Here is a 25,572-nt window from a genome sequence, read left to right as displayed (position 1 = left end):
AGTCTGTCACTATTTGAAGAACCGAGGTCGCGAAAGCTGTTCCCGAATTGGGATTTCTGTAACGTTTGGCCCGCGTCAATTTGATGAATGACCGTTACAGTTCTGCGGAAGACGCCTTGAAGCGAATTCTACTACTCCCTCAGCAAAATTCCTGTGGATAACACTTTATGCCGCGAGTTTTACGCGAAAAACTACTTCTAAGGCAAGACGAAGCTGGAAAAAATTACAATTCGGGGACCGATTTCAGATAGTTTTCCGCTCTCGCTGCCCAGAGCAGGGGGGACTCGCTTAAATTCAAAAGCAAAATCAACTCAAAGCTCGCCATGATAGTGTTTGAAGGCTTCGATGGCAAAATATTCGGGCAATCCCAGTTCATTGTAAACTCTGGCTGTATTACGAGTTCGATCCTCCGCTCGTACCCAGAATTCCCGTTTATCACTCCCGGGGTAGAAGGCACTGTCCTTCTGTGACTCATGCTTGAAAATCGCCTCCCGTTTGCGAAGCACCACTTCCGGACTCAAGGGAACCGCCCGTTCAATCTCATGCGGTTCGTACTCTTCCCAGGCCCCGCGATACATCCAGAACTCCGGAGCAATACCTTCATCAGCCACTACATTCACCGCATTGATCACGGCTTCGGCACAAACCCGGTGAGTCCCATGCGGATCGGAAAGATCGCCAGCCACATAAATCTGATGCGGATTCACTTCCCTCAGCAGGTCTGCCACGATGGCAATATCTTCTTCACCGATTGGCTTCTTGGAGACCTGACCTGTACGGTAGAAAGGCAAATCCAGAAACCGCAGACGTTCCTCCGGTACCCCCGCGACATCCGCACCGGCAGTCGCCTCTGTTTTTCGGATCAAACCTTTGATTCCGAGCATCTCCTCCGTGTCCAGGTCTCCGGCTTTTTTGTTTTCAATACTTGTCTTCAGGTTCTGTAGATTCTCCAGCACCACCCGATCATCTGCATGAAACAGCTTGTGAAATTCACAGACGAAATCGATATGCCGCAATGCATCATGATCAAACACGGCTATATTTCCACTGGTCATGTAAGCGATATACACTTCGTGTCCCTGGTCGGCCAGGGTAATCAGTGTCCCCCCCATCGAAATCACATCGTCATCAGGATGCGGACTGAACACGATCACGCGCTGAGGCTCAATGCCCGCTGGTTTGGTACAGATTCCTTCCAGCAGAGAATCAAATACGCTCTCCCGAATCTGTGCCACGGAACCATATTTATGCAGCATCTGATGCAGGTGATTATGCAGAAAGTCTTCTTCTTCCAGCTTCAGTAGTGGCTTTCCCACTTCTCGAGAGAGCCAGATCACCGCTTTTTTTTCCAGGACAGGAGTCCATTCAATATTCCCGACGATCCAGGGAGTTTTCACCGCCGTCAGTTCTGCAGCGGCCGCACTGTCAACGACGAACACGGAATTGGTATGGGTCTGCAGAAAACTCGCGGAAACGTCATCGGTCACTTCGAGTTCAGCCGCTTTTTTGACAACGGAAGCTTTATGTTCTCCCAGAGCCATAATGATGATTTTCCTGGCGGACAGAATACTCCCCACACCCATCGTGATTGCGTGATGGGGTACGTTGTCTTCGCCAAAAAAGCCACTCGCAGCATCTCGCCGGGTCACGGGGTCCAGATTCACCAGGCGCGTCAGACTGTTGCGGGCACTTCCCGGTTCGTTGAATCCGATATGCCCCGAACGTCCAATCCCCAGTAGTTGCAGATCCAGGCCGCCAAACTGTTCGATGGTTCGTTCATACTCTTCACAGAACAGGTCTACTTCTTCCGCCGGAATATCACCGCGGGGAATATGAATATTTTCCGGTTTCACATTCACATGATCGAAAAAGTTCTCCTGCATGAATTTGTGATAGCTGTGAATCGATTCCGGATCCATCGGCCAGTATTCATCCAGGTTGAACGTGATCACGTTAGAAAAGTCCAGCCGTTCCTCGTTATGCAGGCGAATCAGTTCGCGGTACACGCCCAGGGGAGTCGAACCGGTAGGGAGCCCCAGGATGGCTGCGCTGCCGGCCTTGTTTTTCTTTCGAATCAGATCTGCTACCACCCCGGCCACATATTTGGCCAGTTCAGACGACGTTTCGAAAATGACCGTAGGTACTTTCGTATGTCGTACAAATTTAGACTTGGGAGTAACATGAACAGAACGTGAAATATCGATTGCCATCAGTCGAGTTTTACCTGTAAAGCAAGAAAGAAGCGGAACCATTCTCCAGCAGAATCACATCTCTATTTTTAACGATTTCACCGGACTGGACCACAAATTTAAAGTAACCACGCGAACAGTAACCCCGGTGTGCGTGTTTTTTTTATGAATGTTTATTATAACTGGAGCTCAACACATTTTACCATAGCGTCTTGCGAACTAATATGCTCGGTTCCAATTACTCTGCAGACGCTTTAGTAAAAACGGAATACAGTCTAATCTGCTGATAACCTTACTACCAATAAACTGACCTAAATGTACAGAGAGAGAACATTCCATGGCAAATCAGGCAGAATCTCTACGAATTCTCGCGATTCACGCCCATCCTGACGATATTGAAATCCAGTGCGCGGGCACTTTAGCCCGGCTGAAAAATCTGGGATGCCACATCACCATTGCCACGATGACCGCTGGCGACTGTGGCAGTGCGGAAATGGGACCGGTGGAAATCGCCAATGTCCGCCGCGCCGAAGCCAAAAAAGCGGCAGATATGCTGGGAGCCGATTACATGTGCCTCGAATTCCGCGATCTGTCTATCGTAATCGATCAGGATTCCCGTCAACGGGTTACCGAAGCCGTTCGTAAAGCCCGCCCGGATATCGTCATCACTGCACCTCCGGTTGACTATATGAGTGATCACGAAATGACCAGCCGCCTCGTCCGGGATGCCTGTTTTGGCGCTTCTGCTCCCAACTACACCACCCATCAGTTTCAGCCCGCTCCTCCCACGGAGAAAATTCCGCACCTGTACTATGTTGATCCCATTGAAGGCTGTGATTACTTCGGGAACCCGATCGAACCACAGTTCATCATCGATATCTCAGAAACGTTCGATCTGAAAATCAACATGCTGGCCTGCCATGAAAGCCAGCGGGCCTGGCTTCGCAAACAGCATGGCCTGGATGAATATCTAGACGGAACCGAACGCTGGTCAGCAGCCCGCGGGGAAAAAATTGGCGCCGCCTACGGAGAAGCCTTCGTCCAACATTGCGGACACCCGTACCCTTCCAGTAACCTGTTACTGCAACTGCTTGAAAAGTAAACCCCACACTCCAGACAGTCAGAAATAGAGCCGACAACATGAATGATCCACAAACCAGTCAGGAACTCCCTTACACCGAGACAGAAATTGAAACAATGGCAACTGAAGATGCCAGCGCGGGAAAGTTTCTCACCGTGTTAATGGTCTGCACCTTCAGCTACACCGTGATTGTCGGCACCTATGTCATTTTCTGGAGCCTGAAGAATTAATTCCGCTCTGCCTGGAATCACAAATGAGATTTTAACTCTGACCAGTTTCGGCCTGTCAGAGTTTTTTTTCGCCCGCTACCGGGAGCGTTTTTCTTCAAACACGGTCCCATTCGGATTGAGCAGCATCCAGCAGACCGCAGCACTCACATAAATCCCCGCCATCAGAATCAGCACCGTTTCATACCAGCCTGCATCGAACATCACACCGACTATCACCGGCAGCAAAGCGGCTCCCAGGTTTCCCGTCATATTCATCATCCCGAATATCGGTGCCACATGCTGACCTCCTTTGTCAATTGTCACCGTGTAACCGCAGGCTCCACCCAGTCCGGCAAAAAACATACTGACTGAAATCAGTGTCATCGCCAGCGTCATTTCCTGCACGAAGTAGGCGCATAGCGTACAGAGTCCACAGCCCAGCATCGCGACAATCGCGACTCCCTGCCGGCTCCAGCGACGGCTTCCAGTGCGCTTCAGCACCCAGTCTACCACGACGCCCCCCAGAAAATTCCCTACGACAAACGTCAGCAAAGGGAGACTCGTCAAGAGCCCGGAAGAGGCCAGGCTGATACCCCGCGCCTCCTGTAAATAAACCGGAAACCAGGTCATGTAAAAAATATTCCCCGCAGCCCGAAAGAACTGCTGGCCGCAAATCATCCACATCGAGAAACTTGTCAGGATCTGATCCCAGGGCGTCGGCTCGACATGTTCTTCCTTTTCCTGGCCCTTTGTCTGTTCCGCTGGCGTTAAGGCTTCGTCACCCCGAATGAGCTCCAGCTCTGCCGCATTCACACCACGATGCTTTTCAGGTCGGTCGCGGAACCAGTAATAAAATACTATCGCCCACACAACTCCCGGCACCGCGCAGAGATACATGATCGTTCGCCAGCTCATTCCCGGAATCTGGTTGCCACCAATCTGAAATCCCGCAAGCAGCAAACCAATGCTGAACGCTCCGAAGGCACTGCCGATCGACATGAAACTTCCCAGCAGACCACTGGCGAGCCCCCGCCGTGCATGTGGTAGCCACCTCGAAATCGTACTCGCACAACAGGGAAAGATTCCCGCCTGCGAAATCCCAAAAATCAGACGCACGCCAATCAGCATCCCGAACCCGGTCACCATTCCCGTCAATGCGGTTGCAATTGACCACAGAACAGCAAACGCGGTCAGCGACCGTCGCGTCCCCCAGACATGCGCGACCCAGCCGCTCGGTATCTGTGACAGGGCATAGCTCCAGAAAAAGGCACTCATCACCCAGCCCATCTGTGTCTGGCTGATATCCAGCTCTTCCTGGATCAGTTTCGCAGGCACAGAAATCGCATTGCGACTGATATAAGCCACCGCTGCCACCAGACACAATAGTGTCAGCACCTTGAAACGTGCTCGCGTGGGTGTTTCTTCGGAAATGAGTTTCGGCTCGTCCTGATCAGTCACAAAGATCGTCCCTCTCGGCTCATGGTCTTATTCGTCTAATGATTCCATCAACAGTTCATACAAGCGGTCCACTTCCACTCGAGTCTCTTCATCCAGACTCCACGCGTTGGGTTCACAGCGACGATCCGAACCGAAAATCCCCCGCTTGACCAGCAGATATTTTTCAATCGCCAGAAAACCGTCCAGCCCCGCCTGTAACTGCAGCGCCACAATCGCACAGATCGGAAAATAGATCCGATAGACGGCCGCATCATCGCCCGCCTGCAGCGCCTTCCACAAAGCCATGATCCCATCCAGCAGATCCACGCCCGGCATCGTACCACTGATCCCACGCCGATAAGCATCCACGAGCAGAATGCCCCCCGATCCATCAAAGATCCGGGCCTGTCCCCCCGTCGCATCCCGCAGCGCAGACAGATTGGGGCCGATCGGCGAAGCTTCCGGTTTGAACAGAATCTTTTCGGGACCGAACTCATCCAGCAGTCGTTTATAAAACTCGATCGAAATCGCCCGACCGACGTAAGACGAAGCATCCTGCACCACCAGCGGCAGACTGCATTGTTTTGCCAGCGTCGTAAAATAATCCCACAGCGCCCCGTCGGGCAGGGCAGTCGTCACCGGGGGAATCGCCATCACTGCTGCACAACCAGTATCCTCAGCCTGACGCGCGAAGGCAACCGCCTGCCGCGTACTCTCTGCTCCCACACTGGCAATCACCGTCCCACGCCCCGCCGTCAGTTCCACCATGAACTGCGTGAGATTCAGTCGTTCCTCATAGGTCAGTCGCAGCACTTCTGAAACCATCGCGCCGCACACGCCATCCGCGCCCCGTTCGAAACACCAGTCAATTTCCCGCGCGAACGCGTCCCCGTCAATCGTCTCGTCCTCACAAAGAGGCGTATGCAGAACCGGTAACACACCCTGAATCAATGTCGCCATCTGTCTCTTCTTCCCGTCTGGAAATTCAAATATTTTTCGCGAGCTCAAACTGTTTCCGTTTCGATGATCTGCCCGATCGCATCCGCCATCGCTTCGATGACCTGCTCCAGTCCGCCGCGTTCAAACGGTGTCTGCCATACCTGGTACAAGTCCAGATCATACAACTCCGCCGGTGCCAGATATCCGGTCGTTCCGTTGATCAGATTCAGACAGGCAATCGTCCGCTCGGGATACCTTCGCCGCAGTTCCCGCTGCAGAATTGAATATGCTTCCGTCGGGCTGCCAATCAGAATCGTCTCTCCCATCTGCCACACCCAGATCGGTAATTCCAGCGTCTTGCCGTCTCCGATTCCTCGACGAATATTCCTGCGTCGCCGTAACCGTTCTTCCAATGCCCGGTCCGTACACGCCTGTCGCTGCGCTTCCAGTTCATCCGCCGTCGGCCAGTCTTTCAATGGAATTTCCACCAGTGTCTGTAATGTCTTCAGCTTCAGTCCCGGCTTGTCCACCACATGCTTCCACACCGCCAGCGGCGCCCCGGATTCCATTACCCCCGAATATTTCAGACACGTTCCCGGCGGTTCCATATCTTCCAGCGTCGCCAGCACTGCATACGCCAGTTGCCGACCATGTCGATCTGCGACCGCAACATCACCCACATATTGATAGCGCGGCGAAAGCTCTCCCGAAGCCCCCTGCATGAACAGCGCAGGAACGTCCAACGTCTCCTTGATCGTATCCCGCATCGCTCCCGGATAGTCGGGTGAGATCGCCGTATTCTCCCAGGCCAGCGTCGTCGGATGACACGCGTAATTGACGATCACAGCCTGTAACGCTCCCTCCAGATCCGTGATCCGCCCCACAACCAGAGTATCGTCAGCTGGTTCATCCGGATTCCAGCCACAGATGATTCGCTCCGCCTCCGGATCAGGGTCCGGCAGGTCCCGCATTGATGCCAGTCCGCAACATCCGGTCTTCCACTCCAGTACCGCTTCCGTCGCATTCTTCATCGCCGCCCGTGTGACTTTAACAGCAGCCAGGTACACCGTCTCCAGATACTCCGCCAGCGATGCACTCGCGGGCAGATCCGGGTCGGGATCGGTCAGTGGCGGCGAAGCATGCGTGTGACTCACTCCAAAAATCAGCGACGCTTCATCCAGTTCCAGCTCTTCCAGCAGTCTTGATTGAAACCGGCGAAAGGTCGGCAGCGAACGCCACCAGCCCAGATCGGCATCCAGAAATACCAGCGGCCGTTTGGAATTGGACTCACTCAAAACCAGTGCATTCAGCGTCAGACGGCGGTGAATCCAGTCTGCCACATCATGCTTGGCGGCTCCCCAGTTGCGGGCGTAAATTCCAGTCGGTGGCGTGATATCAACGGTCGCCACTCCAATCCGTCCCCGAAAGGCAGACTGTGTTTTCGCCTGTAGAGTTGATTCACTCATGAGTCGTTCCGTTCATCGAATGAGAGTTGAAGAATTGAGAGAGCCAGGCGTGAGCCGCGCCTTACCAGTCCCCGACGGCGCCATCCTGGTAGAAGACGCGCTGCACGGTTTCCTGCTGAAACGGATGCTTCTTCACTTCCGCTTCGTTAATCGAAATCCCCAGTCCCGGCTTCTGGTTCGGCTTGACCGTCCGCGTTTTGGGATCGATTACAAAACCTTCTTCCACCACATCCTGTCTCCAGGGTACATCGTCGTGCACCGATTCACAAATGATATAGCTTGGCTGCGAGAACCCGAATTCCAGCGAAGCCGCCGTACTCACAGGCCCCTGTGGATTATGCGGCGCCAGCGAAATCCGGTACGCGTCCGCCAGCGCAGCGATCCGGCGTGCTTCCGTGAAACCGCCGCAATGTGTCAGGTCCAGCTGACAGATTTCACAACCCCGTTTCTCAAACAGATCGCGAAACGCCGCCAGATGCGTTAACCGTTCGCCCGTTGCAATCGGCGTCGTCACCGCGGCATTGATCGTCGCCAGGCTGTCCATCGATTCCGGCCAGCAGGGCTCTTCGAAGAAATACAGACCGTAAGGATCCAGCGCCTTCGCGAACTGCAGCCCCATCGCCGGTGAAGGGCGGGCATGACAGTCCACCATGATATCCACGTCATCACCCACCGCATCCCGCATCGCTGCAACACAGTCTTCGGCTGCCTTGATCGGTTTCAATCCCTCGATCGGCATCGTCGGCGGAACCGCCATCGATTTGAACGCCGAAAACCCATCGGCGACCGCTTCCTGCGCCAGATCTGCAAACTGCGCCGCATTATCGGTCGAAGTCTGGTAGAACGATTCCATGTTCCCGCCACCCAGGTGACAATACAGCCGGATGTAATCGCGAACCGGTCCGCCCCACAACTGATGGCAGGGCACACCATGAACTTTCCCCAGAATGTCCCACAGCGCCAGGTCTATTCCCGCAATCGCCGTCGATCGCGTCACGCCACTCCCATGCCAGAAATGCTGACGCCACATCATCTGCCACAGATATTCCACCCGCCGCGGATCTTCGCCAATCAACAACTGGGACAGATCTTCAATCGTCCCCGCGACGCCACGCGTATGCCACTCCAGCGTCGCTTCTCCCCAGCCATACAGGCCCGGCTGATCGGTGATTACTTTGACAAACACCCAGTTTCGCATCCGGGCATAACACACCAGAGTTTCGATGCGTTCTATTTTCATCGGGAATTGGTTCCAGTCTTCCAGGGTTTTATTTTGGCGTCAAAATAACAACATAACCCGAAAGCATTTGGGAAGCAAGCAATTATGCCAAAGAACTGAGTAACAATTATAAGGAGGGGCGCAGCGGGCAATAGATGAATATCAGACGTACAGACCTGAGCCGTGAACGAAATAGTGAAAGAGGTTCACTGCCCCCAAACCCTACAGTTCAACCGTTACGGGAACTGCAGATCTTCGCCGTCGTCGTATTCCTGCAGACGCTGTCGCGCGAGGTCTGCCCACGGGCCCATCTCATCGAAGTCCAGGTAGATCTTCCAGTGGGGAACCGCTTCTTCGACCCGGTTCAGCTGATGCAGCACTTCTGCTTTATGCAGATGCGCATCCGGGTAATCGGGGTGAACCCGTAGTGCGATCTCAAATGCCTGCAGCGCCGCCTCCGGATCCCCCAGCTCATTATGCAGGCACCCCAGTTGCGTCCACGCCTCAATGTAATCGTGATCCCATTCCACAGCCGCGTAATAGCGTTCCAGCGCCCCTTCGGCCTTCCCGTCCAGGTACAGCGCCTCCGCCAGATGCAGATGCGCTTCGGGCATATCGGGTTGCCCCAATAACGCCAGACGAAATGCTTCGATTGCCGGCTTCGCTTCGCCGGCATCCAGCAGCTGGCAGCCTTCGTCGAACCATTCGTCCGCACTCCGGTCCACTGGTTCTGCTGGCTTCAGATGCTCTGTGAACTCAATTGTTCCCTCGAACGTTTCCTCGTCCGCCAGCTCAGGCACTTCGGTCTCTGCAGTTCCAAAGTCGAACACCCGCTGACCGTGCCGCGGATCAATCAGACCCCGCTCATCTTTCAACAGCAACTGTGCATCCTGTGCCAGTAAGGTTAATTGAGAGAGCGGTGCGTCGATCTCGTTGAAGAATTTCCCCAGGTGCTGCAGGCTGCTTTCCAGCTCCCGCGGATTCACTCCCGATTCCAGCAACTGCGACAGCCGCCGTACGCTCGCCACTTCCTGAAAGGAAAAATAAGGCAGACGGTAAATCTTCCGCGCCGGCTTGATCAGTCCCTGACGTTCCCAGCGGCGAATCGTCCCCACGGGTATATCCAGCATCTGCGTCAGCATCGCCGGCGTATAAAGCTGATCCACATTCACGCCCGGCTCGCGGAGCTCAATCAGCGCCAGCCAGTCCGATTCCTTGATGATCTGAATCGCAACACCCTCGGCAATCAGCTCCTGGGCATGCGTCAGATTCACCGAAGGCGATCCGTCCGCTTCCAGCGGCCACCCCTCTTCGCCCACTACCAGCAGCGTTGTCTGTCGACTCACATGTTGAGCGGCCTGCCCACCATGCTCCTCGACGAACTCGCCCGCCTTCTGATGTGTCATCGAAGCAAGCGTGCCCGTAAACACCACGCGTTCTCCCTGCAGAGCAGGGGAGCCTTGAAGCAGTTGATCAGGTTGTTCTTCTTCAGTCTCAGACATAGATCAAGTAATAATGCATTAATTCAGAAATATCGAGTAAAAAGGGGGTTACCAAATGCCAGATGCAAAAATATCATACCCCCCAGAGAGGTAAAACAGCAGTAAACTTTCTCCGAGGATAATGATACGGGAATCCGTTGGGTAGCTTTCAGGGCAATCCTTCATTATAAGGGAGCAAAATATGTTTTTTCCTGCTGAAGGTACCGTTTGTACCCCCAAATTTGACCATATATCCATGGGAGTTGATTGGAATGTCCGTGCTCGAGTCGTGTGATCCCGAAATCTGGAAGTGTATTCAGTCTGAAGCCCAGCGCCAGAAGAATGGCCTGGAGCTGATCGCCTCTGAAAATTACACCAGCGCCGCCATTATGGAAGCGGCCGGCTCGATCCTCACGAACAAATACGCCGAAGGACTCCCTGGACGTCGTTACTACGGCGGATGCGAATATGTCGACGTCGTCGAAAACCTCGCCCGCGATCGCGCCTGCAGCCTCTTCGGAGCCGAATACGCTAACGTCCAGCCGCACTCCGGTTCCCAGGCCAACATGTCCGTCTACTTCACCGTGCTGAAACCAGGCGACACCTTCCTCGCCATGGACCTCGCACACGGCGGTCACCTCACGCACGGCATGAAATTGAACTTCTCGGGAACCCTCTATAATCCCGTTCCTTACGGCGTGCGTGAAGATAACCACCAGATCGACTACGACCAGGTCGCCAAACTCGCCCGCGAACACAAACCCAAAATGATCATCGCCGGTGCCTCCGCCTACCCGCGTGAAATCGACCACCCCAAGTTCGCCGAAATCGCCGCCGAAGTCGGTGCGGTTCTGATGGTCGACATGGCCCACTATTCCGGTCTCGTCGCCGGCGGCATGCACAACAACCCCGTCGAAGTCGCCGACTTCGTCACCTCCACCACTCACAAAACCCTGCGTGGCCCCCGGTCCGGCTTCGTCCTCATGAAAAAGAAATACGCCAAAGACCTCAACCGCGAAGTCTTCCCCGGCATTCAAGGTGGTCCCCTCGAGCACGTCATCGCCGGCAAAGCGATCTGCTTCCAGGAAGCCAATACCGACGACTTCAAAGCCTATGCCCGACAGATCGTCGCCAATGCCAGAACCCTCGCCGAGACCCTGATGGCAGGCGGCATCAAACTCGCGTCTGGCGGAACCGACAACCACCTCATGCTCTGTGATGTTACCGCGATTGACCTCTCCGGTAAAATCGCCGAAGAAGCACTCGACAAGGCCGGCATCACCGTCAACAAAAACATGATCCCCTACGATCAGCGTAAACCGCTCGATCCCAGCGGCATCCGCATCGGAACCGCCGCCCTCACCACCCGGGGCATGAAAGAAGACGAAATGAAAAAGGTCGGTGCCTGGATCCTCAAAGTCCTCGGTGCTCCCGCAGACGAAGCCAACATCGAAACCGTCAAAGGGGAAATCGCGGAATTCGCCCAGAGCTATCCCGTGCCCGGCATCGCGTAACAGACTGATACCCGACTCATGACACAGCACAGCGAACTCGACATCACCACCATCGACTGCACCCGCGACGATGCCACCGCGCTCTTCAGCGAACTCCGCGAAAAGCTCAGCCCGCGCGGCAATGTCGTCTCGGAAGCCGGCCGTCAACGCACGATCGAACTCTTCGGCGAACCCCTCTCGCCGCAGGAAGTCGTCGAACGCATCTGCAACGATGTCCGCGACAAAGGTCGCGCCGCGCTGCTTGATTACTCGGAAAAGCTCGACCGCAAGCAGCTCACCCCCGAGACCATGCGCGTCTCGGCTGAGGAACTCAAACAGGCGCACGCCAAGGCCGAGCCCGAGTACCTCGCCACGCTGCGTCGCATCCGCGAGAACATCATTGAGTTCCAGTCCGCTCTGCTGCCCGACGACGTCAAAGTCCTCCGCGAAGCAGGGGAGTCCCGCGTCGAGCTCCGCCAGCGTTATCTCCCATTGAAACGGGTCGGCGTCTGCATTCCCGGCGGTGCGGCCGCGTATCCGTCCACACTGCTGATGACCGCCATCCCCGCACAGACCGCCGGCGTCAAAGAGATCGTCGTCGTCGTGCCACCCACCGATTTCGGCGGTTACAACACCGACATCCTCGCCGCCTGCCAGGAACTCGGCATCACCGAAATCTACCGGGTCGGCGGTGCCCAGGCCGTCGCCGCACTCGCGTATGGCGTCGAAGGCATCGAACGCGTCGATAAAATTGTTGGCCCCGGTAATCTGTTCGTCGCCCTCGCCAAGCGTCACGTCTTCGGCGAAGTCGACATCGACAGCATCGCCGGCCCCAGTGAAGTCATCGTACTCGCCGACGAAACCGCCAACCCCGCGTTCATCGCCAGCGACCTGATCTCGCAGGCCGAGCACAGCCCCGGTTCCGGCGTCCTCATCACCTGGCACGCGCCACTGATCGAAGCCGTCCGCGATGCACTCATCAGCCAGCTGGGCGAACTCCCGCGCGGCGATCTCGCCCGTCAGAGTCTGCTCGACTACGGCGCGTTGATTCTCGCCCGCGACGAAGACGAAGCCGCCCGCTATACCGATCTCCTGGCTCCCGAGCATCTGCACATCTCGACCGCCAACCCCGATCAGCAGCTCGCCAAAATCCAGAACGCCGGCGCGATCTTCATGGGCCACTACACCCCGGTCGCGACAGGTGACTACTACGCCGGCCCGTCTCATGTGCTCCCCACCGGAGGGACGGCCCGCTTCGCCAACGGTCTGTGTGCGATCGACTTCCTCAAACGGTCCTCGGTGATCTACTACAACCAGCAGGGACTCAAAAACGACGCGCCCGGCATCACGCTGCTCGCCGAAAAAGAAGGCCTCACCGCCCACGCCGCCAGCGTCACCATCCGTCTTGACGACTGAACGTCCCGCACCTGCTGCTGCACATCCCCGCACTCCCGCTGCATAGAATGCACTTGACCGCGCCGCGCCAACAGCGATAAGCGTTGTTTCGGGTCGCGCGCGTGCCCAGTTTACAGAGCACTGAAACACGCGACACCGGTTCCCGATCTTCACTGGAATCCATAGTGAAAATCGCCGAAATTTACGGGCACAAACGGCAGTAGTTCGCGCTGTATGCCTGCGGGTCGCCGCACTTCGCAGTCCGTCGTCCCCGAACCACCCGGCTGTCGCGGCGGATCGCCCCGGTATCGACTCATATCGACCACTCGTTTTCTTCAGATGCCCCTTGACCCGAGCGCGCCCTTCGCGAAGATCCTTGACACCCCCGGGCAGGCACGGCACGCGATCACCCGACCAGAAATTACAGAGAGGAAACAAACTCATGACCGACTCCCTTCTTAAAACCCGCCAGCGTCTGAGCCTCGAACAACGGACCCAACTGATCAATATGATCATGCTCCAGCTGGAGTTGAACGCGCGCGTTTGTGACATCAAAACCGAGTGCGCCGCCGAAACCGGCCTCAAGCCACGCTCCATCGAACGTTACATCCAGAAAGCCCGCCGTGAAATCGAAAGCCGCGACAGCCAGCAACAAGTCGCCGCCAGCCTCGAACTGCTGATCATGCTGGAAGAAAAACGGACCGAACAACTCTTCGCCGATTCAGTAAACTTCTACCAGAACATCATCGCGGACCCCAAAACAAGCACCCGCGAACAACTCCACGCCCGCAAACGCCTGGACAAACTCCTGGGCCTCCACAGATAACCAACCCCACCAGCCCCCAAAAAAGACCAGCAGAGAAACAGAAAGAATGATAAGAATCGGCACGGGGGAGGGGAGGTGAATGTTGAGAAGTAGTGGTGTATGAGTACCCAGCCATCGAGTGGCACTGTTGGCTCGCCAACAGTGATCAGAAAACATCCCAATCCAGATAAAAAAGATTGCCACGCCGCCGTTGGTCTGCAATAATTTCTCTGGAGGGTTTCATGAAACTGACAAAAGAACAATCTGATGCGATTTCTCGCGGAGAAGAAATCCCCGTGGATGTCGAAGGGACAGATTGTGTTCTGGTACGTAAGGACATCTATGCCAAGATTTGTGGTGTGCTCAGAAAAGCAGGTTCCGATGAATTAACCGAAGAAGACCTCCGCAAGCTGCTCGCCCGTTCCTATGAATCCAGTGACTGGAACGATCCTGCAATGGATATTTACAACGACTATGACACAGTAATAACCGGAAGCAGGAATCATGCCAGAAAATTTTGACAGAGACTCCTGGGCAAGTTGGTATGCTCAAGAACATCTTAAGACTGACCCTGGAATTGAAAAGATCTTCTATCTGCCAACGAATGCAGATGAACGCGAAATTCACTTTGTTGAAATTAATACATTGATAGGAGATCGAACTGAGGACTCGTTGGAACCAATCGATTTTGGTATCGACACGGGAACTGAAAATGCTCACAGACTCTTTGTTCTTGATGTGACACCTGCTCAATGGCAACAGATTCAATCTGAAAATTTGTCATTGCCAAACGGCTGGTCACTAGACGATTTGATCGCATTCCCCAATGACCAGTTTGAAACCCTTCCCCAATGAATAGTTACCAGGAACAATGGTGGCATCAGGCAAAATCCGATCATGAGGCCTTTATCCTCTTAAAAAGCGCTGGTATCGCTCAATGCCACACGCTCCATTACCTTCAGATGGTGACGGAAAAAATAGCAAAGGCATATCTCTGGAGGTCTGGTTCCCCTCCTCCAAGAAGTTATGCTGGTTTTGTTCATTTTCTCAGATTCTTAGGACAAATCCGTCAGACGGATCGAGAACGAATTGCGACTCTTTTTACTTTTACAAATTACAATCAATTCCAAAGTTGGTTGCGATCTGTATTACCAATCGCCTATGACCTGGAACGAATTTCTCCAGCTCTTGCCAACAATGGACCCAATACAGAGTATCCATGGCCTCACGCTACTCCCAGTTCAGCTCCTGTAAATCATGATTTTTCCGTTTGGAAATCTTTAACAAAAGGCCAAGGGCGCGACTTGATGCGTCTCATTCAAATAGCTGTAAATCGATTCCCGGAATACGCTGACACCTGAGTTTTACAATAAGACATTGGGGGCAATTTAAATACCTGCCAGCGTTCCAGAAGTAACAACGTCTTGATTGAGCTGACGACTCCTGCAGGAAGATGCCTCTCTCCCCAAAACGTTCGTCACCGGCAGCTGAGACCTCCTGCTCGCTCCGCTCGTCCCGGATTACATCCGCGACCACCCCTGGTTTCTGACCTCACCGGTTAGAAACGTTCGTGTCATTTCGTGCTGTTCGTGCTAGAAAAAAGAGTACCTGACAATTTTCTCCGGGTGGCCTCGAATGTAATTCGAGGTTGCCGCAGGCAACAGGAGGTCGCAGGGGAATCGATCAACTGAGAATCGACTGAGCTGACTTGCTTCTGCAGGCAGATCGCTCTCTCCCCAAAACGTTCGTCACCGGCAGCTGAGACCTCCTGCTCGCTTCGCTCGTCCCGGATTACATCCGGGATCACCCCTGGTTTGTGATCTCACCAGTCAGAAACGTTCGTGTCATTTCGAATTTTTCGTGGTAGAAAAAAGAGAACCTGTCTATTTCTCCCTGGGTGGCCTCGAATGAAATTCGAGGTTGTCGCAGACAACAGGAGGTAACAGAGAAATCGATCAACTGAGAAACAACTGACCTGACTTGCTTCCGCAGACCGATTGCTCTTTTCCCGAAACGTTCGTCACCGGCAGCTGAGACCTCCTGCTCGCTCCGCTCGTCCCGGATTACATCCGCGACCACCCCTGGTTTGTGATCTCACCAGTCAGAAACGTTCGTGTCATTTCGTGCTGTTCGTGGTAGAAAAAAGAGTACCTGACAATTTTCGCCGGGTGGGGAACCATTGCGATGTTACCTGAGCGGGACGCCGGCGATGAGGACCAAGTCTTCTTTGTACCAGGTCAGCTTGCGACCGCCGGCGGACTGTTTTGCTTCCAGACCGCGAATCATCAGCTTCTTCTGTCTCCCGACCTGGGTAAAATACCAGTTAAAGGTCGTCTGGTAATGAGGTGTGTAACGCGGGGCATGCGCACGATTATTCGTATACAGCACCAGATCCTTATTATCCTGGGAGCGATAGATGGCCAGTCGCTGCACGCGGGTAAACTGCAGGTCCCAGCGTTTGCGGTTCACCGCTTTCCCTTTTCCCGAAAGCACGTTGTCCGGCTTCTCTGCAAACACAACGCTGCCAAACTGCGGGTCGACGAAGTTCACCACCACCGCCGACTTCTGAAATTCGTACGTACCGATTTTACGGTCGCCGTCCATCACCAGTTTGTTGGGTGTGAAGTCGCAGGTCAGCCTGATGAAACTGTTCGTTCCCGGCAGGATCGCCACGAACTCCCAGACATCGACAATCGAATCCTGCAGGCCAGGCGCGGGTTTGGTACCAATCATACTTTCCCCGGCTTCCTTGGGCATCGTTTCCGGCGCGACGATTTCCGTCTTGAGCGTGGCGTTATTCATGATGACGCGTGCATCAATGTTCCAGCCGCCGACCCAGTTCCCTTTATAAAACGCGCCGCCCGCACGCGGATCGGCTTTGCCCTCCTGGCCGAAATCGACGGTATCGCGGATCAGAGTCCAGGGGAGTCCCTTATCCGTCTTGCCATCCGACATCAGCGTGAGACGCCCGTCAGTCAGGTGCTTGCGATACGTGGTAACCACTTCCCACACACAGACCGGTTCCGCCGCCTGCTCAGTTGCCGTTCCACAGACGAGCAGAATTCCCCATAGGATACACGTCTGTCTTGCTCTGGAAATCATGCCGGTCATTGGTTCGGTTCTCTTTGTAGTCTGATACAGGTTTTGAGTCTGGGATTTCAATCCGGAGAGGCGCGTCTCCGGTTTCTTATCGAGGCGGGACGCCTGCAATCAGGATCATCTTCTGGCCCGACCAGGTGAGCTCCCGTCCGCCGGCGGAAAGCGTGGCGTCGCCGCTTTGGCACGCGAGTCGTCGTGTCCCTCCCTCTGTGTAGAAATACCAGTTAAACGTCGTATAGTAGTCCGGCGTATAACGCGGCGAATTCACACGATGGTTGGTGTAGAGAATAAAGTCCTTATTGTCGGCAGTCTTATAGACGGCCTGTCGCTGCACGCGGGTAAACTGCAGTTCCCAGCGTTTGCGGTTCACCGCTTTCCCTTTGCCCGAAAGGACGTTGTCGGGTTTCTCTGCAAACACGATGCGACCAAATTGCGGGTCGATGAAGTTGACCACCACCGCTGATTTCTGAAATTCATACGTCCCGATCTTCCGATCGCCGTCCAATACCAGTTTGTTCGGCGTGAAGTCACAGGTCAGCCTGATAAATCTGTTTGTCCCCGGCAGTATCGCAACAAACTCCCACAGGTCGACAATCGAATCCTGCAGACCCGGCGCCGGTTTTGTGCCGATCAGACTTTCGCCCGCATCCTTAGGCATGGTTTCGGGAGCAACATATTCCGACTTGATGATGGCGTTATTCATGATGACGCGGGCATTCAGGTGCCAGCCGCCAATCCAGTTCCCTTTGAAAAATGTTCCGTCTGCACGCCGCACGGCTTTGCCTTCTCTACCGAAGTCAACGGAATCACGAATAATCGTCCAGGAGAGTCCCTTGTCAGACTTTCCGTCTGACATCAGCGTCATCCGCCCGTCATCCAGATAAGTGCGATACGTGGTGACCACTTCCCAGACACAGATCGGTTCCGCCGCCTGCACGGTTGCCGTTCCGCAGACGAGCAGAATTCCCCATAGGATTACTGTTTGTCTCGCTTTGGAAATCATGCCGGTCATGGGATTTGTCCTCGTAACTGTCTGTATCAGGTCTTCTAGGAATGTGTCAGCGCTGATTCACTATATTAACGCCAGCATGCCCCCGCATGCAACACCTGTATAGTCAAACAGCATCTACTCGCTGAAAAAACAGTCGTTCTGCATCAGCCAGCAGCCTGTGTTGCCAGCCGTCTCTGATAATAAAACCACCACCAGAGTGAACTGATCGCAGCTCCCACGCAGTACCAGAGAACATCCAGGGGATCGCCGGTAACCCAGCGCGACCAGAAGGGGAGTTGCGGATAGATCAATTCAAACTGAATCGACCACACCAGCAGCCAGACAATCAACAGCAGAATCATACTGCCGATGGAATAGAGTTCCCGTTTACGACGGACTTCCACAATGAACTCCCTGAATGAAAGCAGCTTCAATTTGAGCAACTGGCGAGGCGATCTCCAGATTAGACGATGCACACGATTGTTTCCAATCAGTCTTGCAGACAAATGAAAATCCATCATCAACACGTCCATTTCGCTACTGTCAGTTTTCGTGTTTTTCGTGACTTTCGAGGTAGAAAAAAAGAGAACCTGTCTATTCTCCCTGGGTGGCCTCGAATGGAATTCGAGGTTGTCGCAGACAACAGGAGGTAACAGAGAAATCGAGAGATTAAGAAACCACTTACCTGATTCTCTCCCGCAAGCTAATTCCTCGTTTCCCACAACGTTCGTCACCGGCAACTGGGACCTCCTGCTCGCTCTGCTCGTCCCGGATTACATCCGGGACCACCCCGGGTTTGTGATCTCACCGGTCAGATACTTTCGTGTCTTTTCGTACTTTTCGTGGTAGAAATAGAGAACCTGTCAATTCTCTCCGGGTGGCCTCGAATGTAATTCGAGGTTGCCGCAGGCAACAGGAGGTCGCAGGGAAATCAATCAACTGAGAAACAACTGACCTGACTTGCTTCCGCAGGCAGATCGCTCTCATCCCACAACGTTCGTCACCGGCAGCTGAGACCTCCTGCTCGCTCCGCTCGTCCCGGATTGCATCCGGGACCACCCCGGGTTTGTAATTTCACCGGTCAGATACTTTCGTGTCATTTCGAATTTTTCGTGGTAGAAAAAAGAGAACCTGTCAATTCTCTCCGGGTGGCCTCGAATGGAATTCGAGGTTGCCGCAGGCAACAGGAGGTAACAGAGAAATCGAGAGATTAAGAAACGACTGACCTGATTCTCTCCTGCAGACCGATTGCTCTTTTCCCGAAACATTCGTCACCGGCAGTTGAGACCTCCTGCTCGCTTCGCTCGTCCCGGATGACATCCGGGACCACCCCGGGTTTGTGATCTCAGCGGTCAGAAACGTTCGTGTCATTTCGTACTTTTCGTGGTAGAAAGATGAAGATCAAATGAATCAGACTTTCCGGCAGAAGCAAGACTGGCATCCGAAATCCGACCAGAGTACAATCGCACAGTAAGACTATTCTGTTCTTCTTGAGCTTTATAGAAGGGAACCTTCATGTCTGCGACCACTTTGACCATTCGTGATGAAACCATGGCCGGGAAAATTACCGGCGAAATCACGCTCGAATTCCTGACGGAAAACATCACCGTACGCGAACTGATCCGCAGCCGCGTCTACCAGGAAGTCAAAGATTTTAACGCAAAGCAGACTGAGCATTTCCGGGGACTGATCCAGCCCACGGATACCGAAGAAACCCTCAATGGCTTCAAGCTGAAAAAAAGTCGCGAGATCGACTGGCACGAGCAGTTCGCTAAAGCCGTCGAAGCCTTCGAACGGAACCAGATCCTGATTCTGGTGAACGAGCGGCAGGCCGAATCATTGGACGAAGAGATCAAGATCACGCCGCAATCGGAAGTGTCGTTCCTGAAGCTGACGCTGCTCGTGGGTGGCTGATCGCTACACTCGCTCGACCGACCGTTCACCCGCTGCCCCTCACCCCGGAACTGACAGTACACCCATGCAATACTCTTCCCGCGCTGATGAACTCTATCGAAAGTTACTGATCGCCACAGAAAACAAAGAGGTCTGCGACTTCTCAGAAATTGCCAGTCTCTCCTGCGTGGAAGAGATCATGGCAGAGCAGAAAGACGTCCAGCGTGATTTTATCTTTCTGGCGTTCGGTCTGAGGTATCTGGGCTACGACGACCGCTACAACAACATCTGGCCCGAGAACTTCCAACAAATTTATGATTCACTGCCAGAGCAGAGACCTGAGTATTCTAAAGTGCCTGTCCACGTTGCAGCCCGGCTGATCAGTCGCAATCTCCCCTTCACCATGCCCGAATATGCCTGGCTGGCAGATTGCTGTGCCTGCACCAGGGCCCACGACGAGTGGAGTCATCCTCACATAAAAGCGTTCGTCAAGCGCATCAAAGGTTATCTGGATAAATCCGAAGAACAGCCAGACCACCAGCTCAAACAATCACTGTCCGGACTGGCAGAAGCTCTGCTCAAATTAAAGGACGAGGAAGTCTTCCCGCTCATCAGAACACTGCAGGCTCTCAGTGACAATCATACCCGGTTTCCGCTCAAAGCGGGGGAAGCCTGGTCGGACAGAGCCCTGGCCGACAGTGCAGAGATGCCCGGCCCTTTGCAAAATGCGTGGGGGGCCTTACTCTCGCACTGCCAGACCGCTTCGGCCGGCAAGCCCTCCGCTAAATGGGTGAAGACAGCCACACCCCTGGTTGGCGAGATCGGCGAAGAACAATTCACCAACACTCTGCTGGAGTGGTTCCCCCTGGTCGACAAGCCCCGCACACAGTCTTTGAATCCCCGCCGCTGGGGTCCCGACCCGAATATGATGCTCATCGACATTCACACCGATACCCTCAAAGGCCTCGCCTGGTGCTGCAGCCTGACCGATGATCCTCGACTGGCTCGCGCTCTGGCTGCACTGGCGATTTCCACCTACAAGAAAGTTCCCGGCGTCGGTCCCCGCGCCATTAAGGTGGGCAACGCCTGTGTCTGGGCGTTGGGACAGATTTCCAATGAGACGGCGCTCGGTCAACTGGCATTCCTGAAGGTGAAGGTCAAGTTCGGCACCGCCCAGAAGGGGATCGAAAAAGCACTCAACGAAACCGCCGAACGCATGCAGGTGCCCCGGGAAGAGATCGAAGAAATGGGCGTGCCCGCTTACGGTCTGACAGAGGTCGGCCAGCTCGAAGAGCCATTAGGCGACTTCACCGCCCAGCTCACCATCACCGGCACTACAACGACGCAACTCACATGGCTCAAAGCAGACGGTAAACCGCAAAAATCGGTTCCCGCAGCCGTCAAGAAAGACTTCCCCGAGGAGCTGAAAGAACTCAAAGCGGGTGCCAGGGACATCCAGAAGATGCTCCCCGCCCAGCGCGAACGCATCGACAACCTGTTCCTGGAACAGAAAGTCTGGCCGTTCGAGATCTGGAAAGAACGGTATCTCGATCACCCCCTGGTCGGCACGCTGGCCCGGCGGATCATCTGGAGTTTCAAATCAGGTGACGACGTCGTCGACGGCATCTGGCTCGACGGTCAACTGGTTGATCGCAGCAGCACCCCCATAGAAAACCTGACTGCCACCACAACCGTCACACTCTGGCACCCGATTGAACATGCGACCGAGGAGATCATTGCCTGGCGCGACTGGCTGGAAGAACACAAAATTCAGCAGCCCTTCAAACAGGCACACCGGGAAGTCTACCTGCTGACCGACGCGGAACGGAATACAGGCATCTATTCCAACCGCTATGCGGCTCATATCATCAAACAGCACCAGTTCAATGCCCTCTGCGGTGCCCGGGGCTGGAAAAACCAGTTGCGGCTGATGGTCGATGACTTCTATCTCCCGGCCAGAAAACTGCTCCCCAAATGGAACCTGCGGGCGGAATTCTGGGTGGAAGGGATCGGCGACAATTACGGAGTCGACACCAATGATGCGGGGACATACCTCTATCTCGCGACGGACCAGGTCCGCTTTTATCCACTGGAAGCAGCCGCGCGGGTGTCCCACGCCGGTGGAGGCGGTTATGGCACCTGGGGAGAGCAGGGGAACGACAATCCGATCAACCTGGAAGAGATCCCGCCACTGGTTTTCAGCGAACTGATGCGCGATGTTGACCTGTTTGTCGGCGTCGCTTCCGTCGCCAATGATCCCACCTGGTCCGACGGCGGACCGGAAGGACGTTACGTCGATTACTGGCAAAGCTACTCATTCGGCGAGCTGACTGAGACCGCCCAGACCCGTAAAGAGATCCTGCAGCGACTCGTCCCGCGACTCAAAATCGCCAGCCAGTGTTCCTTCAAAGAGAAATTTCTGCTCGTCCAGGGAACACTGCACACCTACAAAATCCACCTGGGGAGCGGGAACATTCTGATGTCGCCTCACGACGCTTATCTCTGCATCGTCCCCAATCAGTCGATGGCCGATAAAAGCACGAACAACCTGTTCCTACCATTTGAAGGGGATAAGATGCTGTCGATCATTCTCAGCAAAGCCTTTCTGCTGGCAGACGATACTAAAATCAAAGACCCGACCATCGTCAGTCAGATCCAAGCCAGAACCTGAGCAGAGCAGGGGAGCGGAATCTCATTTGATCACCTGGAGAGCCGGGAAGAACCCCCGGAGACTGAACAGGATTCGTTTTTTCTTTTCGATCCACAAAAAATTCATAAATTATCCGATCCGGCCCACTTCCCACCAGGCCGTTCCGCGCTCTCAAAACCATCTTAAATGAATTTTTCCTGTGCTTCTCATTAAGATTCAATGAACCGTATCGTGATTCCACAAACCCCTGTTTTTTCAGGCTCTCCTAACAGGAAATCACGTCTGCCAGAGGATTTGATCACCTGAAATCGCCTCCGGAAATCACAGTTTAAAAACCAGCCCTCCATTATTCATAAACTCTTAACCATAAAGAGTTACATCAGTGCTCGCTTACCCCTTAATAACATCACACTCCCCTCACAAAACCTTCACAATTCTGCTGTAGACTCCCGGCACACCCGTCAAACGAGAACTCGTCTCATCAATCTTTAACTGCTGGAAACGCTCATCAATGATGACTCTTCCAGATAGCAATATACCAGTCTGTTTATAAGACAGACCGATTCCATCTCAACCAGCTTTTTTCTTTCACTGCATGTTCCTGCATACTTAATTCTTTCAAGGGGGAGACGAATGAAGAATCGAAAAGGATTCACATTAATTGAACTATTGGTCGTGATCGCCATTATTGCGATCCTGATTGCACTGCTCTTACCGGCGGTCCAGCAGGCCCGGGAAGCCGCTCGCCGCAACAGCTGTAAAAACAACCTGAAACAGATCGGGCTGGCATTACACAACTACCACTCCAGTTTCAAATCTCTGCCCTCGGGCAGCATTGTTTACTACAACGGTACCAAATACTACGGTCATGGCTGGACCTGGCACGCCAGCATCCTGCCTTATCTCGACCAGGCGAATATGTATGACCAGATCCAGGGTCCTGACTCCAGTGGCATGGGCGCCGAATCAGGAAGTACCACCAGCGCCAAACAGCAGTTGGCAGGTCAGACCGTGCTCTCCGTCTTCTGGTGCCCTTCACAACCCGATGTGACCACCGGCGTACAAAAAGGGGGATACTCTCCCTCCAACTATAATGGCAACATGGGTACGCTCATCGGTAACTCAGGAGATAACTGCTACGGCGGCTCGATTACCACGCCCGCCCAGATGGCTGCCAAGGGTGGATGTATGGGCGCTGACGGTATCTTCTTCATCAGCAGTAGCGTCGCGTTCCGTGATGTCACTGACGGTCTCTCCAACACCATCTTCGTCAGTGAAGTGATTGACTCGGGGGGAGACGCCGATCGACTGGGTGGTGGCGGCAGTGACCGCAAGCACTGTTTCTCAGGCGGCGCCGACAGCAACCCGCCGACAGAGATGAGCGAATACCTGATCGCCGCTGAAAGTAACGACCCGATCAACGGCTATGCAGAAGAAGCAGCCGGCAGCTATCACACCGGTGGTGCGCAGTTCGTGTTCGGCGATGGCCGCGTTCGCTTTCTCTCCGAAAACATGGACATGACCCTCTACAGGGCCATCAGCACCAGGGCCAAGCGGGAAACGCTGGGACCTGATTTTTAAGCTGAAATAGCATAAAAACAGGACGCCGGAGCAAACGGAAACCATCCTCACTCCGGTCAATCAGCCACGCGGGCGGACACTCAAGTCCGCCCGTTTTTGCTTTCGCAGAACGGGATTGCTGCCTCTCATCACTCGAACACTCTGGCAGATTTTCGATGCTCCCATGCCAGGACCAGTCGCCGATTTTTCCATCAGCGAAAGCGGGAACAGAGCAGGGGAGCGTAACTCTCACAATCACCGACAGCGACACTACGTCGTTGCTGTGATGCCTCGAGAGAACGCCGCGAAAAGACTATCTGAAAATATTCTTCGCAAATATTTAAAAATTGTGAACTCTGATATTTCAAATTCTGCAAAGATTGGTAATTTACGCGTCGATATGAATATCTTAGTTCATACCTGTTTCTTAACCTCCTTATTACTGGAGAACGAGTGATGGCCAAATCTACTTCTAAGATTGGGCAAGGTGCCAAAAAGCAAACTGGCAAAACTGTTGAGCCAACAACCAAAACTGCCAAAGGGAAAACCAGCAAGAAGAAATAATCTTGCTGCCTGACTCCAAGGCAGACTTTCAGCCCCCCGTTTTTGCTGTTCTTTGAACGCAGGAATGGGGGGAAATTTTTTTGGTAGAGACGCGGGCTGACTTCGGTTCGCCCCCTGCGGAACTCAGGAGACACCCGGTGGAACGAACTCCCGCTTCGCAGTAGCATACAATGCAGCGAATCAGTCTGTCGCTAACCAGCGTTTCATTCGGCAGTTCCAGAATTCGGTCGGACTCACCCCCAAACCGTATTTCCGCATTCAGCGTTTTCAGTCCGTCCTGGATCAGATTGTCAGCGGCGAACAGATCCCCTGGGGCAAATTGGCTCTCGAGAACGGTTATTACGACCAGTCCCATCTGATTCATGAATTCCGAGATTTTACGGGTGTCACACCGCCGGAATCCAGACCGGTCGCCCCGGATCGGAAAAACCATATGCTGCCAGGCTCTGGGTAATCATTTTTTCCAATACAAGCCACTTCCTTCAGAGTAGACTGGTTGACGTCTTAAAACTTCACCCGACCCGATACAGGAATTGAAACGATGACCAACAGCAATCCTGACGCAAACCAGATCCATGAAGTCTTTCCTTACCTGCGGACCCGGGACGCTGCCGCTGCCATCGATTTCTACCAGCAGGCCTTCGAAGCGGTCGAGGATTTTCGTCTGACAGAGCCCGGCGGACGGATCGGCCATGCGGAACTCAAATTCGGTGCAGCCACCATCATGGTTTCGGATGAGTACCCAGAATACGGCATCCATGCGCCCGCCGAATCCGCGCTGACCGGTTCTGCGATTCATCTCCACGTGCAGGATGTCGACGCCATGACGCAGCAGGCTGTCCAGGCCGGCGCCACGCTGATCATGGAACCCGCGGACCAGTTCTATGGAGAACGCGCGGCGAAAATTCGCGATCCGTTCGGTCATGAATGGCTGCTTGGTTCGGAAATCGAAAAGGTCACACCAGCAGAAATGCAGCGTCGCTTCAACGCCATGTTTGAGGAAGGTGATCAGGAGTGCTGATTCCATTCAACAAAATACTCAATCAACCCTGACAACAAAAACGGCAGGGGCATCCCGGGATAAAATCAAAGCAGCTGATT

The 25,572-nt window shown here is 54.1% G+C and carries 23 protein-coding genes; 13 read left to right on the top strand and 10 right to left on the bottom strand.

Annotation, left to right across the window (positions count from 1 at the left end; genetic code table 11):
• Window positions 1-311: 311 nt before the first annotated feature.
• Window positions 312-2,210, bottom strand: a complete 1,899-nt coding sequence (gene nagB, locus GmarT_RS10910; RefSeq protein ID WP_002648860.1) for a glucosamine-6-phosphate deaminase — start codon at window positions 2,208-2,210, stop codon at window positions 312-314.
• A gap of 316 nt (window positions 2,211-2,526) precedes the next feature.
• Between nagB and GmarT_RS10905 the strand changes: the two genes are divergently transcribed.
• Both GmarT_RS10905 and GmarT_RS29490 read left to right on the top strand, forming a co-directional pair.
• Complete coding sequence (locus GmarT_RS10905) at window positions 2,527-3,291, top strand: PIG-L deacetylase family protein (RefSeq protein ID WP_002648861.1); 765 nt, start codon at window positions 2,527-2,529, stop codon at window positions 3,289-3,291.
• A gap of 38 nt (window positions 3,292-3,329) precedes the next feature.
• Window positions 3,330-3,500, top strand: coding sequence for a hypothetical protein (locus GmarT_RS29490; protein ID WP_002648862.1), 171 nt, complete (start codon window positions 3,330-3,332; stop codon window positions 3,498-3,500).
• Window positions 3,501-3,575: 75 nt separating this feature from the next.
• Here the strand turns inward: GmarT_RS29490 and GmarT_RS10900 are convergent, their stop codons facing one another.
• From GmarT_RS10900 to GmarT_RS10880, 5 genes are all read right to left on the bottom strand, one after another.
• Window positions 3,576-4,937, bottom strand: coding sequence for an MFS transporter (locus GmarT_RS10900; RefSeq protein ID WP_002648863.1), 1,362 nt, complete (start codon window positions 4,935-4,937; stop codon window positions 3,576-3,578).
• A 27-nt stretch (window positions 4,938-4,964) separates the two neighbouring features.
• Window positions 4,965-5,876, bottom strand: a complete 912-nt coding sequence (locus GmarT_RS10895) for a dihydrodipicolinate synthase family protein (protein WP_002648864.1) — start codon at window positions 5,874-5,876, stop codon at window positions 4,965-4,967.
• A 44-nt stretch (window positions 5,877-5,920) separates the two neighbouring features.
• Window positions 5,921-7,321 (bottom strand): hypothetical protein, encoded by a 1,401-nt coding sequence (locus GmarT_RS10890; protein WP_002648865.1) that lies wholly within the window; start codon window positions 7,319-7,321, stop codon window positions 5,921-5,923.
• A gap of 61 nt (window positions 7,322-7,382) precedes the next feature.
• Window positions 7,383-8,561, bottom strand: a complete 1,179-nt coding sequence (gene dgoD / locus GmarT_RS10885; RefSeq protein WP_002648866.1) for a galactonate dehydratase — start codon at window positions 8,559-8,561, stop codon at window positions 7,383-7,385.
• Between the two features lie 215 nt (window positions 8,562-8,776).
• Window positions 8,777-10,042, bottom strand: a complete 1,266-nt coding sequence (locus tag GmarT_RS10880) for a tetratricopeptide repeat protein (protein ID WP_002648867.1) — start codon at window positions 10,040-10,042, stop codon at window positions 8,777-8,779.
• Between the two features lie 251 nt (window positions 10,043-10,293).
• Here GmarT_RS10880 and glyA point away from each other — a divergent pair, with 251 nt between their 5' ends.
• Window positions 10,294-11,535 carry a serine hydroxymethyltransferase gene (glyA, locus tag GmarT_RS10875; protein WP_002648868.1) on the top strand — a complete coding sequence of 414 codons (1,242 nt, stop codon included), beginning with the start codon at window positions 10,294-10,296 and terminating at the stop codon, window positions 11,533-11,535.
• An 18-nt stretch (window positions 11,536-11,553) separates the two neighbouring features.
• Window positions 11,554-12,930 (top strand): histidinol dehydrogenase, encoded by a 1,377-nt coding sequence (gene hisD / locus GmarT_RS10870; protein WP_002648869.1) that lies wholly within the window; start codon window positions 11,554-11,556, stop codon window positions 12,928-12,930.
• A gap of 149 nt (window positions 12,931-13,079) precedes the next feature.
• On the opposite strand, the gene GmarT_RS29485 is transcribed toward hisD, so the two are convergent.
• Entirely contained in the window at window positions 13,080-13,226 is a 147-nt protein-coding gene (locus GmarT_RS29485; protein WP_187782357.1) for a hypothetical protein, read from the bottom strand.
• Window positions 13,227-13,351: 125 nt separating this feature from the next.
• On the opposite strand from GmarT_RS29485, the gene GmarT_RS10860 reads away from it, so the two are divergent.
• The 4 genes from GmarT_RS10860 (at window position 13,352) to GmarT_RS10845 (ending at window position 15,075) form a co-directional block, all read left to right on the top strand.
• Window positions 13,352-13,735: a hypothetical protein gene (locus tag GmarT_RS10860; RefSeq protein WP_002648870.1), complete on the top strand. Its 384-nt coding sequence runs from the start codon at window positions 13,352-13,354 to the stop codon at window positions 13,733-13,735.
• A 221-nt stretch (window positions 13,736-13,956) separates the two neighbouring features.
• Entirely contained in the window at window positions 13,957-14,235 is a 279-nt protein-coding gene (locus GmarT_RS10855) for a hypothetical protein (RefSeq protein WP_002648871.1), read from the top strand.
• The gene (locus tag GmarT_RS10850) at window positions 14,219-14,569 is read left to right on the top strand and encodes a hypothetical protein (RefSeq protein WP_002648872.1); all 351 of its coding nucleotides are present in this window, start codon (window positions 14,219-14,221) and stop codon (window positions 14,567-14,569) included. Before GmarT_RS10855 ends, GmarT_RS10850 begins: the two co-directional genes overlap by 17 nt.
• Complete coding sequence (locus tag GmarT_RS10845) at window positions 14,566-15,075, top strand: hypothetical protein (RefSeq protein WP_002648873.1); 510 nt, start codon at window positions 14,566-14,568, stop codon at window positions 15,073-15,075. Before GmarT_RS10850 ends, GmarT_RS10845 begins: the two co-directional genes overlap by 4 nt.
• Before the next feature lie 826 nt (window positions 15,076-15,901).
• Here the strand turns inward: GmarT_RS10845 and GmarT_RS10840 are convergent.
• The 3 genes from GmarT_RS10840 to GmarT_RS10830 all read right to left on the bottom strand — a co-directional run bounded on the left by GmarT_RS10840 (window position 15,902) and on the right by GmarT_RS10830 (window position 18,325).
• Window positions 15,902-16,924 (bottom strand): hypothetical protein, encoded by a 1,023-nt coding sequence (locus tag GmarT_RS10840; RefSeq protein WP_002648875.1) that lies wholly within the window; start codon window positions 16,922-16,924, stop codon window positions 15,902-15,904.
• Window positions 16,902-17,825: a hypothetical protein gene (locus GmarT_RS10835; protein WP_002648876.1), complete on the bottom strand. Its 924-nt coding sequence runs from the start codon at window positions 17,823-17,825 to the stop codon at window positions 16,902-16,904. Before GmarT_RS10835 ends, GmarT_RS10840 begins: the two co-directional genes overlap by 23 nt.
• 143 nt (window positions 17,826-17,968) lie before the next feature.
• The gene (locus GmarT_RS10830) at window positions 17,969-18,325 is read right to left on the bottom strand and encodes a hypothetical protein (RefSeq protein ID WP_149302685.1); all 357 of its coding nucleotides are present in this window, start codon (window positions 18,323-18,325) and stop codon (window positions 17,969-17,971) included.
• A 994-nt stretch (window positions 18,326-19,319) separates the two neighbouring features.
• Here GmarT_RS10830 and GmarT_RS10825 point away from each other — a divergent pair.
• The 5 genes from GmarT_RS10825 (at window position 19,320) to GmarT_RS10805 (ending at window position 25,492) form a co-directional block, all read left to right on the top strand.
• On the top strand, window positions 19,320-19,718 hold the full coding sequence (locus tag GmarT_RS10825; protein ID WP_149302682.1) for a hypothetical protein: 399 nt from the start codon (window positions 19,320-19,322) through the stop codon (window positions 19,716-19,718).
• A 64-nt stretch (window positions 19,719-19,782) separates the two neighbouring features.
• Entirely contained in the window at window positions 19,783-22,368 is a 2,586-nt protein-coding gene (locus GmarT_RS10820) for a DUF4132 domain-containing protein (RefSeq protein ID WP_198139455.1), read from the top strand.
• Window positions 22,369-22,980: 612 nt separating this feature from the next.
• On the top strand, window positions 22,981-23,928 hold the full coding sequence (locus tag GmarT_RS10815) for a DUF1559 domain-containing protein (protein ID WP_002649318.1): 948 nt from the start codon (window positions 22,981-22,983) through the stop codon (window positions 23,926-23,928).
• A 748-nt stretch (window positions 23,929-24,676) separates the two neighbouring features.
• Entirely contained in the window at window positions 24,677-24,925 is a 249-nt protein-coding gene (locus GmarT_RS30345) for a helix-turn-helix domain-containing protein (RefSeq protein ID WP_081459636.1), read from the top strand.
• Window positions 24,926-25,012: 87 nt separating this feature from the next.
• Window positions 25,013-25,492, top strand: coding sequence for a VOC family protein (locus tag GmarT_RS10805; RefSeq protein ID WP_002649322.1), 480 nt, complete (start codon window positions 25,013-25,015; stop codon window positions 25,490-25,492).
• Window positions 25,493-25,572: the final 80 nt, after the last annotated feature.

The sequence above is a fragment of the Gimesia maris genome, assembly GCF_008298035.1.
GTDB lineage: Bacteria > Planctomycetota > Planctomycetia > Planctomycetales > Planctomycetaceae > Gimesia > Gimesia maris.
The sequence above is the reverse complement of the archived record's forward strand: the minus strand, read 5'-3'. Positions and strand labels throughout refer to the sequence as shown.